16 protein-coding genes and 1 pseudogene are annotated in these 12,573 nt (G+C 59.3%); 3 read left to right on the plus strand and 14 right to left on the minus strand.

All coding sequences use genetic code 11. From position 1 onward, the window contains the following. The first annotated feature begins 216 nt into the window (after positions 1 to 216). Positions 217 to 1,083, plus strand: coding sequence for a YitT family protein (locus JCM12296_RS13780; RefSeq protein ID WP_054693988.1), 867 nt, complete (start codon positions 217 to 219; stop codon positions 1,081 to 1,083). A 37-nt stretch (positions 1,084 to 1,120) separates the two neighbouring features. Here JCM12296_RS13780 and JCM12296_RS13785 read toward each other — a convergent pair whose 3' ends face one another. The 5 genes from JCM12296_RS13785 to JCM12296_RS13805 form a co-directional block, all read right to left on the minus strand. After that, positions 1,121 to 1,447, minus strand: coding sequence for a cupin domain-containing protein (locus JCM12296_RS13785; RefSeq protein ID WP_054693991.1), 327 nt, complete (start codon positions 1,445 to 1,447; stop codon positions 1,121 to 1,123). Continuing rightward, complete coding sequence (rmuC, locus tag JCM12296_RS13790; RefSeq protein ID WP_054693994.1) at positions 1,440 to 1,922, minus strand: DNA recombination protein RmuC; 483 nt, start codon at positions 1,920 to 1,922, stop codon at positions 1,440 to 1,442. Before rmuC ends, JCM12296_RS13785 begins: the two co-directional genes overlap by 8 nt. Continuing rightward, complete coding sequence (locus tag JCM12296_RS13795) at positions 1,892 to 2,854, minus strand: DNA recombination protein RmuC (RefSeq protein WP_054693997.1); 963 nt, start codon at positions 2,852 to 2,854, stop codon at positions 1,892 to 1,894. Before JCM12296_RS13795 ends, rmuC begins: the two co-directional genes overlap by 31 nt. 177 nt (positions 2,855 to 3,031) lie before the next feature. Further along, the gene (locus JCM12296_RS13800; RefSeq protein ID WP_054694000.1) at positions 3,032 to 3,556 is read right to left on the minus strand and encodes a HEAT repeat domain-containing protein; all 525 of its coding nucleotides are present in this window, start codon (positions 3,554 to 3,556) and stop codon (positions 3,032 to 3,034) included. 249 nt (positions 3,557 to 3,805) lie between these two features. After that, complete coding sequence (locus JCM12296_RS13805) at positions 3,806 to 4,441, minus strand: Crp/Fnr family transcriptional regulator (RefSeq protein ID WP_054694003.1); 636 nt, start codon at positions 4,439 to 4,441, stop codon at positions 3,806 to 3,808. A gap of 353 nt (positions 4,442 to 4,794) precedes the next feature. Here JCM12296_RS13805 and JCM12296_RS38285 point away from each other — a divergent pair, with 353 nt between their 5' ends. After that, positions 4,795 to 4,971: a hypothetical protein gene (locus tag JCM12296_RS38285; RefSeq protein ID WP_157067604.1), complete on the plus strand. Its 177-nt coding sequence runs from the start codon at positions 4,795 to 4,797 to the stop codon at positions 4,969 to 4,971. A 19-nt stretch (positions 4,972 to 4,990) separates the two neighbouring features. On the opposite strand, the gene modC is transcribed toward JCM12296_RS38285, so the two are convergent. From modC to modA (JCM12296_RS13845), 7 genes are all read right to left on the minus strand, one after another. Continuing rightward, positions 4,991 to 6,046 (minus strand): molybdenum ABC transporter ATP-binding protein, encoded by a 1,056-nt coding sequence (gene modC, locus JCM12296_RS13815; protein ID WP_246804287.1) that lies wholly within the window; start codon positions 6,044 to 6,046, stop codon positions 4,991 to 4,993. 307 nt (positions 6,047 to 6,353) lie between these two features. Continuing rightward, entirely contained in the window at positions 6,354 to 6,941 is a 588-nt protein-coding gene (locus JCM12296_RS49805; RefSeq protein WP_340147863.1) for an ABC transporter permease, read from the minus strand. Further along, on the minus strand, positions 6,941 to 7,726 hold the full coding sequence (modA, locus tag JCM12296_RS13825) for a molybdate ABC transporter substrate-binding protein (RefSeq protein ID WP_054694012.1): 786 nt from the start codon (positions 7,724 to 7,726) through the stop codon (positions 6,941 to 6,943). Before modA (JCM12296_RS13825) ends, JCM12296_RS49805 begins: the two co-directional genes overlap by 1 nt. Before the next feature lie 42 nt (positions 7,727 to 7,768). Next, positions 7,769 to 8,605 carry an ABC transporter ATP-binding protein gene (locus tag JCM12296_RS13830; RefSeq protein ID WP_054694017.1) on the minus strand — a complete coding sequence of 279 codons (837 nt, stop codon included), beginning with the start codon at positions 8,603 to 8,605 and terminating at the stop codon, positions 7,769 to 7,771. Continuing rightward, positions 8,589 to 9,092 carry an ABC transporter permease gene (locus tag JCM12296_RS36385; RefSeq protein WP_172683900.1) on the minus strand — a complete coding sequence of 168 codons (504 nt, stop codon included), beginning with the start codon at positions 9,090 to 9,092 and terminating at the stop codon, positions 8,589 to 8,591. The genes JCM12296_RS13830 and JCM12296_RS36385 overlap by 17 nt, the downstream gene beginning before the upstream one ends. Continuing rightward, positions 9,044 to 9,295, minus strand: a complete 252-nt coding sequence (locus JCM12296_RS39855; RefSeq protein WP_054694023.1) for a hypothetical protein — start codon at positions 9,293 to 9,295, stop codon at positions 9,044 to 9,046. Before JCM12296_RS39855 ends, JCM12296_RS36385 begins: the two co-directional genes overlap by 49 nt. Positions 9,296 to 9,304: 9 nt before the next feature. Next, entirely contained in the window at positions 9,305 to 10,078 is a 774-nt protein-coding gene (gene modA, locus JCM12296_RS13845) for a molybdate ABC transporter substrate-binding protein (RefSeq protein WP_083456134.1), read from the minus strand. Between the two features lie 317 nt (positions 10,079 to 10,395). Between modA (JCM12296_RS13845) and JCM12296_RS13850 the strand changes: the two are divergent. Beyond that, positions 10,396 to 11,465, plus strand: a pseudogene (locus tag JCM12296_RS13850) (substrate-binding domain-containing protein). A gap of 151 nt (positions 11,466 to 11,616) precedes the next feature. Here the strand turns inward: JCM12296_RS13850 and JCM12296_RS13855 are convergent. Further along, entirely contained in the window at positions 11,617 to 12,189 is a 573-nt protein-coding gene (locus JCM12296_RS13855; protein ID WP_054694029.1) for a hypothetical protein, read from the minus strand. 14 nt (positions 12,190 to 12,203) lie between these two features. Beyond that, positions 12,204 to 12,440, minus strand: coding sequence for a class I SAM-dependent methyltransferase (locus tag JCM12296_RS13860; RefSeq protein ID WP_054694032.1), 237 nt, complete (start codon positions 12,438 to 12,440; stop codon positions 12,204 to 12,206). Between the last annotated feature and the right edge of the window lie 133 nt (positions 12,441 to 12,573).

The raw sequence follows: 12,573 nt of genomic DNA on the forward strand, positions 1-12,573 counted from the left end.
ACGACGCACCGGTCGGCATGGATCCGGGGAGGCGCCGGACGGCAGCGGCCGCTACGGACGATGTGATGTGTATTTTTTTGGGGGGCGGCTTGACAGTGGGTTCCATCGCATTACCATAGTTGGTTTTTTCAACGCACCTCCCTGCCGCCAGCGGTTTTGGGAGCCTTTTCCAGGTCCGGCGAAGGACGCCGTCGACTGGGACAACAGGATGGCACCATGTTAAAAATCCTCTATCACCGCTTCATCTCATCGGTCCTCTGGAACCTGTTCCTGATATCGGCGGGGGCCATCGTTTTCGCCATCGGCGTCAAAGCCATCGCCATTCCCCATGGATTCATCACCGGTGGCGTTTCGGGGATGACACTTCTCATTTACTATGTCAGCGGACGCATGTCACCGGGTTTGTGGTATCTGGCCATCAATATTCCCATTTTTCTCTTTGGATGGCTGCATGTCAGCCGGCGCTTTTTTTTCTACAGCCTTTTTGGCATGGCGATTATGTCCCTGGCCATCGACCTGGTACAGATCACCTTCCCCATCAAGGAACCGATTCTGGCTGTCCTGGCCGGTGGCGCCCTCATGGGCGCCGGTTCCGGCATCATTTTACATTCATTGGGCTCCGCCGGCGGTCTGGACATCGTAGGCATTATCCTGAACCAGAAATTCAACGTGCGCCTGGGATCCTTTTACTTCGCCTTCAACGTCGTCCTCTTCGCCTTCAGTTTCGGGTTCCTGGATGCGGACTTGGTGCTCTACTCCCTTTTCACCAGTTTCATCTCCTCACAAACCATGGATTATGTCCTGGCCGTTTCCAACCAGCGGAAAATGGTCTTTATCATCTCCGACCTGAACGAGCAGATTGCCAGGGAACTCCAGGCCCGGCTCAATCGGGGAAGTACCTATCTCAACGGCAGCGGTGCCTACACCGGCAGGGCGAAACAAATCATCCTTACCGTGGTCCACAACTACCAGCTCAAACGGCTGGAAGAGGTGGCGCTGACCATCGACCCGGATGCCTTTATCATCACCGAAAACACGTTCAATGTCCTCGGCCGCGGCTTTTCCCGGCGAAAAGTGTATTGAGGCCGTGGCGCCATCCCCCTGATCAACAGAAGCCGGTCTAGGTTGGCAGGTAATCCTCCCGCGCGGGAGAAAACACTTCCAGAGCCCGTGCGTCCTCGATGGCCCGGGCACTGTGGGGCACATCGGCGCCGATGCACCAACTGTCACCGGGACCGGCTTCATGATCGACGCCGTCAATGGTGATGACGATGCGGCCGGAGATGAGATAACCGGTCTGCTCATAGGGGTGGTGATGCAGGGGCAGCACACTGCCGCCGGCCAGACTGAATTGACCCATCAGGGTTTTTTCGCCATATACCAGGGTGGCCAGTTGAACACCGTCGATAAGCGGGCGGTAGGTGGCATCGGTTTGCTTTTTAAACATGGGTGTCTCCTCGTTCTTCATTCCGGGGTGGGTCTTTTTCCAGTACGTCTTCCAGATTCTCTTCCATCTCCCCGCCCATCTCCTCTTCGGCCGCATAGTCGGCCGGCAGGGTTTTGCGGGTTTTCACCCCAAGGGCTTTTAGCTGTTCGGCCCGTCGCACCAAATTTCCCCGACCGCTGGAAAGCCGTTCACGGGCCGTGCGGTAGGCCCCCCGGGCACGCTCCAGTTGACGGCCGACGTCTTCCAGGGATTCGATGAAACCGATAAACTTGTCGTACAGCCCGCCGGCCTGCCGGGCGATCTCCATGGCATTGGCGTTCTGGTCGACAAACCGCCACATGTGCTGAACGGTGCGCAGGGTCACCAGAAGCGTCGATGGAGAAACGAGAATGACATTCTTCTCGAAGGCATCGCCGAACAGGGTCCGATCGTTCTCCAAGGCCGTCAGAAAGGCCGCCTCGACGGGAACGAACATGATGACGAAATCCAGGCTGTGGATGCGACCAGCGTCTCGTATTGCTTCTCGCTCAACCCCTTGACGTGAGCCCGTAGCGAGGCAATATGGGCCTTTAAGGCGCCATCCCGCACAGCGGCGTCATCCCCGGCGTTATGGTAGCGTTCGTAGGCCTTGAGCGAGACCTTGGCATCCACAATCACATCCCGCCCCTCGGGCAAGCGCACGATCACATCGGGCTGGAAACGCGTACCGCCGGGATCGGTCAGGCTGACCTGCGTGTCATAGCCTCTGCCCTTCTCCAGCCCGGAGGCCTCCAGGACGCGCGCCAATATCACCTCACCCCAGTTTCCCAGGATCTTCACATCGCCCTTCAGCGCGTTGGTCAGGTTGATGGCGTCCCTGCCGATACGTTCATTGAGGTTTTTCAGATGCCCGATCTCGTTGAACAGGGCGGCCCGGTCGCGCGATTCGCGGTCATAGACATCCTCGACCCGTTGCTTGAATTCGCCCAACTGCTGCCGCAGGGGACCGAGCAGGCCGTCCATCTGGGTTTTGCTCTGCTCGGCGAAGTTGCGCCCTTTCGCTTCCAGGATGCCGTCGGCCAGCACGCTGAATTCTGCCGTCAACCGTTCCCGGGCATCGTTCAGAAGAGCGATCTTCTCCTGGACCAGTTGGCGTTCAGCTTCCAGACGGGCGTTCAGTTCGGCGTTCTGTTTTTCCGCCCGCAGGTGCTGTGAGGCAAGTAAATCCCGCTCGGCGAGCGCACTTTCCAACCGCTGCCGCAGTTCATCCAGACGCACCGCCAGGCTGTGTTTTTCCAACCCGGCGAAACGGGTTTCGATGGCCAGTCGCTGACGGCAACGCCAGCGGCAAACCCACACGGTCACAACGCTGCCGACCAGTACGCCGGCCGCTCCGATGACAAGCAACGCCAGGCGTGGGGCATCCATGCAAAGATCTTGAAGGTGCAAGTGGAAGATCCCTATTCAAGCGGTTAAACGATTGCAAAGCCTGCTTATACGCGACTTGGCAACGCAAATCCAGTCCTGCCTGAAAGGGGAGGAGGAAAATGGGTGGGGCGGATCGGGCGGATCGGGTGGATCAGGTGATCACCACGGATGCGGGGATCAGAGAAATATCGTTTTCACGGTGATATCGTCATCCATGGGCGTCTCCTCTTTTTTGCGGAAATACAGGTCGTCATCCAGGCTTGCCGTTGCCATATCCAGGCGAAGATTCTCGATACAGTGTCCCAAGGCGGTCTGGACGCCGCCGTCATTATAAAGCCCCGCACTCAGCGCGGCGGCCTGGCGCACTGACGGGTCCGGGTCGTACAGGCCGCTGATCACCGCATCCTTGGCCTCACGGCAACCCATCAGGCTCAGATTGACCAACGCCCATTTGCGTTCCGACGGATTTTGTGACCACAGCACATAATCCGAAAAACGGATCACCGCCCCGGCGGGATTGGCGCTGAGCACATCGATCAAAACGTTTCGAAGCGCGTGGCTGACCGCTTTCACGGCCAACGCACATAGCGCGGACATCACCTGAACATCGTCGGTATGCGTGGATAGCCGCCGTACGCTTTCCATCGCCGTACGATCGTCCGGGAACGCGATCAACTTATCGATTAAGGGTTGAAGATTCATGCGTCGACTCCTTTAACATGTGGGGAACCCCTGCCTTGGACGCCATCCAACACCGGTGACGCCGGTTTTGTGCATTCGGGGAAAAACGGAGGATAGGCAAACCCTAACGCAGGTAGGCGGTTGGCGCTGTGACGGTATTCACATGAAAAATGTGACCTGGCTCACATTTTTTCGGTGACCCGCGGAAAAAGACAGACGGCGGGTTAAACGGGGGTGGGTTCGCGGAAATTCGCCTTTCGGACGGATCCGTCAAAAATTGAAGGGCAGGGTTTTGATAACCCGCATGCGGCCTTTCTCCTTGGCAATATACCCCCCGGTCACCAATTCGTTGTAAATCCGGCAAACGGTCTCGCGGGAGGCCCCCACCATGTCGGCAAGTTCCTGCTGGGTGAGTTTTTCCTCAATGACCCCATCGGCATTCTGGTTGTCGGTCAGAAACCGGGATAGGCGCCCATAGACATCCAGAAAGGCCAACGCCTCAATTTGTTGCGTGGCCTTTCTGAGTTTGTCGAGCAGGGTATCGATCACGTTGCGGTAAAGCATGGGATGTGCATCGGCGAAGTCGAAAAACGCCTTGCGCGTCAGGACGATCAGGATACAGGGGGTTTTGGTGATCACGGTGGCACACCGGGCGTTGCGGTCCAGCAGGCTCATCTCACCAAAGTAGTCATATGGCTGGAAACGATTGACCACGAACTGCCGTCCCGATTCGTCGCTGCGCAGCGCATGGGCCTTGCCCTTGAGCAGCACATACAGGCAATCGGTCTCGTCCCCGGCAGTGATCACCAAGGTGTTTTTGGGAACTTTGCGTTCCTGGCAAAAGGTCTCCAGCCGGGCGATGGCGTCGGTCTGCAGATTCGAAAACAAGGCGACTTTTTCCAGCATACGGGCAACCCATCTAACGATAGTGAATATCAGGCGATTTGTCTATTTCACAGGGCAACCACAATAAAAAAATGCTATGAGAAAAAAAATCGAAAAGCAACCGGAAAGTGGACAGGCCGCTGAAGAAGCATGTATTTGATTTCACAAAAAGGGCATACGTCACCCTGGCGTATGGCATCATTTACCCACCGAATCAACATATAGTCAACTTCATACAAGAAGACCACAATATATAGATAGGCATGTTTATTGCTGGTGCCCATCAAAACGGCGCTTCATGCTGAGCGCGCGTTCTTCCCCCGGACGCACCGGTTCAACGATCACAATGCAGCGGGAATATTGAGGAGACAGAGATGCAACGTTGCGCACAATGCAAAAAAATTCTCTTTCGAAAAAAAGACGGGACGCTGGCATGTCCCAACGAATGCGACAGCAACGGTGAACGACGCGCATTCAATACCGTTATCGACCCCATGAAGGATCGCCGCATCCACGATGAGCCTGATCCCTGGGACGAAGTTCGCTACTGAGAGCGTGTTTGAAGGGGTTTCACACCTTGGCGAGGAGATCGCCCCCGCCCAGCAGCACGGCAACACTCTTGATCAACGCGTAAACCGGCTGACCGGACTCGAGTCCCAATTCCTGGAACGAGTCCCGGGTAATCCGCGACCACAAGGGGACGCCGATATCGAGGCGCACGTCGACATAATAGCCGCCGCTGTCCAGAATCGTGTCCACCTGCCCGGCAAAGACATTCTGGAAACTGGTTCTGCCCGGCGGCGCCATGGCGATGGCCACATTCCGGGCCGGGATACGAACGCGCACCGTGTCCCCGGCGGCTGCCGTGATGGGTGCCACTTTGAGAATCCGGGCGCCGAAGCGCAAATGGGCCAAGCCATCGGCAGCCGGCGATGCCTCCACGACGGTCGGAATCACCGCCCCGCTGTCGTCACCGCCCAGGCGCGTGTGCAGCTCCGGTCGGGCCAAAAGATCCTCCAGACGATCATGGGCCAGGACACGGCCCTTTTCCATCACCACCATGTGATCGGCCAGGTTGAGAATTTCATCCAGGGCGTGGCTGACATAAAGGATGGGAATGGCGAACTCCTGGCTGAGACGCGCGATAAACGGCATCACCTCGGCCTTGCGCGCGGCGTCCAGGGATGCCAGGGGCTCGTCCATGAGCAGCATGGCCGGGCTGGTCAACAGGGCACGGCCGATGGCCACGCGCTGTTTCTCGCCGCCGGAGAGTCTTGCCGGGCGGCGTGTCAGCAGGTGACCGATGCCGAGCAGTTCGACCACGGCATCGAATTTGACGAAACGCTGGACGGCCGGCGTCAGACGCATGCCATAGGTCAGATTGGCGCGTACCGACAAATGCGGCAAGAGACGCCCGTCCTGAAAGACATAGCCGATGCGACGCCGTTCCGGTGGCAGATCAATGCCCTTGGCCGCGTCGAACAGGCACAGGCCGTTGACGGTGATGCGGCCGGCATCGGGGCGTGATAGGCCGGCCACCATGTTGACGATGGAGGTCTTGCCGGCACCGGAGGGTCCGTACAGGGCGGTCACACCCGAATCGTCGCTTTGAAAAACGGCATTCACCAAAAATCGCCCTGCTGGCGGGTAACATCGATTTCCACCGGAACCTACCCTCGATACATTCGTAAAAAGTTACTGTTCGGACGGATTCGTAAAAGACCCGAGATCAAGGCTTGCGGATCCTGAGGAATGAGGCGTACTTTTGCGTACGCCGCAGTGACGAAGGATTCGCGTAACGCCGATATCGGGCCTTTTACGAATCCGTCATCCTTGCAAACGGCTGGCATACCGCCTAGCCAGCACTTCTGAACAAATCAGGGCCAGCATGGCGATCGTCACCGAGAGGATGCACAGGCGCATGGCCGCCATCTCACCGTCGGGAACCTGGGTAAACGTATAAAGGGCCAGCGGTAGGGTCTGGGTTTGACCGCGAATATTGGAAACAAAGGTAATGGTGGCGCCGAACTCGCCCAAACTGCGGGCGAAGGCCAAAATCAGTCCGGTAATGATGCCCGGAATCATCAGGGGCAGGGTCACGGTGAAAAAACCCGCAACGGGCCGGCGCCCAACGTTCTCGCAGCGGCCTCCAGCCCCTGGTCGACCCCTCCAGGGAAAGTCGCACGGCCCGCACCAACAAGGGGAATGACATCACCGCGGCCGCCAGCACGGCCCCCTTCCAATTAAAGGCCAGCACGATGCCCAGCTGATAGAGCCAGGCGCCGATCACGCCGTTGCGGCCCAACAGCACCAGCAGCAGATAACCGGTGACCACCGGTGGCAGGACCAGGGGCAAATGGATCAATCCATCGAGCAGGTTCTTGCCCGGAAAACGCAGCCGGGCCAAAACCCAGGCCGCCAGGATGCCCAGGGGCAAACTGGCGGCCACGGCCCAGCCGGAGACCCACAGGCTCAGCCGCAGGGCCTCCAGCTCAACATCCGTCAAATTCAAAAAATGCATTAATTCACGCTGAATCCATACTTTTCGAAAATCGCGCGGGCTTCGGGGGTTTTAAGAAAATCCATGAACGCCTTGGCCGCCTCGGCCTTGCCGCCCGTCACGGCCGCCACTGGGTAGACGATGGGCGGATGACTGTCGGCCGGAAAGGTCCCCACCACGCGGACCTTGTTGGAAATGGCCGCATCCGTGGCATAGACCTCGCCCAGCGGGGCCTCGGCCCGTTCCACCAGAACCAGGGCGGCGCGCACGTCCTTCATCGGCGCCACACGATCCTTGACTTGCCCCCAAAGGCCCAATTTCTCCAGGGCTTTTTTCCCGTACATGCCGGCGGGCACGTGATCGGGATCGCCCATGGCAAGGCGTCCGTCCGGCCCCAGCAGCGCCGCCAGGTCCATGCCGGCCTTGATGTCGACGGTCTGGATGGCACTCGCCTGGGGGGCGATGAGCACAATGCGGTTGCCCAAAAGATCAAAGCGACTGGCCTTGTCGATGACGTCCTTATCGGCCAGGAAATCCATCCATTTTTTATTGGCCGACAAATACACATCGGCCGGTGCACCGCTTGCAATCTGCTTGGCCAGGGTGGACGATGAGGCAAACGAGGTCTTGATCGTTCCCAGCTTCTTCGCGGCATACAGATTGCCGATATCGGTAATCGCATTGGTGGTGGATGCGGCGGCAAACACGACCACTTCAGCCTGCTCGGCCGCAACGGGTCCGGCAACGAATCCCGACATCATGACGATTGCCAACAACGGGGTAATCATGTGCTTAATCCATCTCATTTTCAAGCTCTCCTTTTCTTTTATCGGAATGAATGACCGAATTCAGGCGCCGGTCACCGACCAGCGCCTCCCCCAGGTGCGCGGGGCGGTACACGTCAGCGATTCGCCGGCCTGGGCCATGGCGTTTTTCTCAACCAGGGGATAATCCCCGTCGGCCACCAGCCGCCCCTGATGGATTTTCCCCATGCGGTCGGCCAGCTGACGCGCCTCCTCCCAATTGTGGGTAACGAAAACGGTGGTGATTCCCAGATGGCGTTGATGGTTTTTCAACTCGGTCCTGAGCCGCCGCGCATGATCCGTATCGAGGCTGCTGAAAGGCTCGTCCAGCAAAAGAATCCGCGGTTCGGTGGCAATGGCCCGTGCCAGGGCCGCGCGCTGTTTTTCGCCGCCACTCATCTGGATCGGATAGCGCCCGGCCAGCCGAGCGATGCCAAACCGCTCCAGCAATTCATCGATCCTTGCCTTTCGGGTCCGGCGGTCCAGCTTCAGGTGCGTCAGGGCGATCTTGAGGTTCTGGCGCACGGTCAAGTGGGGAAACAGCAACAGATCCTGGAATAAGTAACCCACCCGGCGGCGATGGGGCGGCAGCCGGTCAATACAGGTGGCATCGAAAAAAACCCGGCCCTGGTAGGCCAACAGGCCGGCAATGACCTGCAGCAGAGTGCTCTTGCCGGCACCCGACGGTCCCAGCAACACAAACAGCTCGCCGTCGGCCACGGTCAGGTCGATCTCCCGAAGCCCGCGCACACAGACCTTTTCCAAACGGATCGCCGTCATGCCCCACTCCTCGTCAGCGGCGTTCCGGCCCCCAAGGGCGAACCAATCCAGCGCATGGTCAAAAGAACGATAAAGCCGGTAAGGATCAACAGCCAGGCGCATACCAGGCGATCCCCACCTCTCCGCTGGAGATATTCAAATAGACGGCCATGGGCAGGGTCTCTGTACGAAACCGCGTGGCCCCGGCCACCATCAGGGTCGCGCCGAACTCGCCCACGGCCCGCGCCCAACAAAGCACCAGCCCCCCCAGAATCACCGGTCGGGCCATGGGCAGGGAGATGCGCAGGAAAACCTGCCAGGGTTTCAGGCCCAGGGTCTGGGCAGCCTGTTCAAAGCGCACGTCACTGGAGGCAAACGCCGACCGGCTGGTACGGGTCATGATCGGCGCCGCGATGAGCACCTGGGCCAACACCGCCCCCCAGGGGGTGAAGAGCAGCTGGATGCCCAGACGGTCCAGCACCTGACGGATCCCGTCGCTACCCAGCAGGAACAACAGCCCCACGCCGGCCACCAAGGGGGTCATGGTCATGGGCAGATCGATCAGCGTGTCGACCAGAACCTTTCCGGGAAAGTCCTGGCGTGCCAGCAAATACCCGGTGGGAACACCCAGGATGAGGCAATGGCCGCCGCCAGCATCGATGTGCCCACGGTCAGGCGCAGGGCAAAGCGGATCTCGGCCGATGCCAGTGTCTCCATGATCTGGGCAATCGGCAGGGGCAGAAACAGACCGGCCAAGACACCGGTGATCAATAAAACCAAGAGCCCCAACGGCAGCAGGCAAAGGCAGCGCATGGGCGGGAATCACTTTTCCAGGGGCAGGAAGCCGTACTGCATGAAGACGGCAATGGCCGCCGGAGACGCGAAAAAGTCACGCACGCGATCGGCCAGTTGTGGGTCGGAGGCCGTCCGGAGCACGGCGGCGGCGATGGTTTCGGCCTGGAAATAGGCCTTGGGGATGTCGACGATGGTGATCTTCGCACGATTCTGAAAGGCGTCGGTCCGCCCGATAATGGCGGCATCCACGGTTCCCTGGCTAACGTAAAGGGCCAGTTGCTTGACCGTGACACCGTAGACGATGACGTTCTTCAAAATCGCATCCTTCTTTCCCGAGCGCTCGCAGATCGCCATGGCGGTGCGGCCGAAGGCCATGGCCTTGGGATCTCCCATGGCCAGACGGACGCCGGGCTGGGCCAGATCATCGAAGGTGGCGATACGCTCGGCCCGGGCGCGGTTGACCCCGATTACCGGGGTATGGGCCACAATGGGTCGATAGGAGCGGATGCGACCGGCTTTTTCGAGCTTCTCGATGTAAAACAGGGATCCGGGAATGAACAGATCGCCGCTGCCGGTGGCGTCGATTTTGGTCAAAAGCTGGCCGCTGCCACCGTAATCCACGACCACGGGGTGCCCGGTCTGCTCCTGAAAGCGCTGTACCAACTGATCCACGGGCTGTCGCAAACCGGCTCCCACGAACATATGCACGGTTGCGGCGCCGGCCGGCTGAACCGCCGTCACCACCACAACCATCATCAGAATCCATCCATACCTCAGGATACGCCATGCATGCATGTTCATTTTCCTCACCTCACGCACATCGTGTCCATTGTCGCATTGCCATTTCCGTTGCCTGGAGGTCAGTGATCATCGGACCGGTCCGGGATGCAAAACCGCTCAAAATGAACGCTTTAACAATGGGATACACGTCGAAACATCCATCATCGCCGAATAAATAATGTCGTTTTTAGACATTATTTGACCCGATCTAATGGCATATGATATAGAATCGGTCAATACCTTTTTAACCCGCTATCCATCAGCGGCACGGTCCGGGGAGGGAGTCAGGCATGGCCCGCAAAGATGACACCATCGTCTGCAACGTCAAGGCGTTTCGCATGAACAAAGGCTGGTCCCAGCAGGAACTGGCTGAAAAAATCGATACCCGGCGTCAGGCCATCTACGATATCGAATCAGGGCGCTATCTGCCCAATACCGCCATCGCCCTGCGCCTGGCGCGTGTCTTCGGCTGCCGGGTGGAAGACCTTTTCGTGGTACAGGCGGAACCGGAAGATCAGCCGGTGCATCTTCTCAGCGATACGGATGCGCCGACCACACGCCTGACCCTGGGACGGGTCCGCGACCGGCTGGTCGGCCTGCCGCTTCACGGTGCCGAATCGATTCCCTTCGGCCTGCGCTCCGCCGATGGGTTGCTGAATCCCGACAAAAAAAGCGCCAGCATCCTCTCCTCCAGCGACCGGTTGGATAAGACCATTATCCTCATGGGCTGCGATCCGGCCTTTGACATCCTGGGTCACCATGTCAGTCGCGCGGCGCCGGAAATGCGCGTTCACTGCCGCTTCGCCTCCAGCCACCGCGCATTGAGCCATCTGGCCGAAGGCCTGGCCCATGTGGCCGGAACCCATCTGCACAATACGGGCAAGGCCGAGTCCAATGTCGTCGTGGCCAGCCAGAAACTCGCCGGCCTGCGCAGCAGCGTCCTGGGCTTCTCCCTGCTCGAGGAGGGGCTGATGGTGGCCAACGGCAACCCCCTGGGCATCCGCACGGTGGCCGACCTGGCCCAACCGATGGTGCGCTTCATCAATCGGGAACCCGGCGCCGCCCTGCGGGTCTTGCTCGACGACCGGTTGCAGCGCGCCGGCATCGACGCAGCCCGTATCAACGGCTATGCCAACGAAGTGCACTCCCACCGCGAGGGCGCTATCGCATTGCCTGCAACGTGGCCGATGCGGCCCTGGGCCTGCGCGCCATCGCCGAAGCCTTCGACCTGGGGTTCGTTCCCATCACGGCGGCCCGCTGCGACCTCGTCATCCCCAACGACATCAGCAACCACCCGACCGTCCAGGTGCTCCTGGACGTGCTCCAATCGGCCGCCCTGCGGCGCGAAATCAACGCCATTCCTGGTTATGAAAGCAGCATTACCGGGAAAATGATTGCCGAATTGTGACGGATTCGTAAAAAACCCGATATCGGCGTTACGCTTCATCCTTCGTCACTGCGGAGTACGCTAAGTACGCCTCACTCCTCAGGATTCGCAAGCCTTGATCTCGGGCCTTTTACGAATCCGTCGGAGATGCGATTTTTTACGAGTCCATCAATTAGAAATCGTCCACGCCATTCGTGTTCCACCCAATCACCGCCCACCGGACAATGCGTTGATAGGGCAGCTTCCAACGGCCGTTTTCGCGGACCAATGTGCGGGCAAGATACGTCCTCAGCCGATCTTCTTCGTCCGGTGTCATCCCCTGGAGCATCCAGCGCATGCCGTTCAGGGCGTCCTCGACATCCCGGTAGTTTTTTTGCTGGTGCTGGCAGATAAAGGTCAGATCGGCAAAAATGCCCATTTGCCGCAACAAATTGACCAGCAGTATGTAATCGGCGCCGGCGATAAATTCCCGACCCACGGCGTCGAAAATCCGCCGATCATGGGGGCCATCCCCCACCATGGCCGACAGCACCACGCGACGGGAGGCATGGCGCTGGAGTTTTTCGATGGCGCCCTGCAGATCATCGACGATCAGGGAACGGGAGGCAATCGCCACGTCATGCACACCGACCCCCAGGACATCCCAGTCATCCTCCCAGCGGCCGTCGACGATCCGGATATTGCCGATGCCCTCATTGTCGCAGCGCTGCTGGAGCAGTTCACGCATCCGGGCGGAGGGATCCATGGCGGTTATCGCCTTTACCCGTGGCGCCATGGGAACGCCAATGTGCCGGCCGCGCAGCCGATATCCAGCACTCGCCACGCCGGCTGCGGCTTCAGGATGGCCATGAACTGACTGGCATAGCCGTCGGTCTGAACGTGGCGGGCGAACTCCGGCGCGCGTTTGTCCCAGAACCCGGGATCCCGCGCGGACATGAATCGGCGGGCGTGACCTGCCCGCCACAGGGCGTTCCAGTCGATATCGGGCATGCGCATGGCCCCCTCCTTTCATCGTAACGACATCGCCAAAAGAAGCTTGACGACCTCAAGGTGAAGCGTCCACGCCATCCTGGCGCTAACAATGAGATTGGATTCACGCTTGACGGATTCGTAAAAAGCCCGATATCGG

This window comes from Desulfosarcina cetonica JCM 12296, assembly GCF_001311845.1.
In the GTDB taxonomy this organism is placed as follows: domain Bacteria; phylum Desulfobacterota; class Desulfobacteria; order Desulfobacterales; family Desulfosarcinaceae; genus Desulfosarcina; species Desulfosarcina cetonica.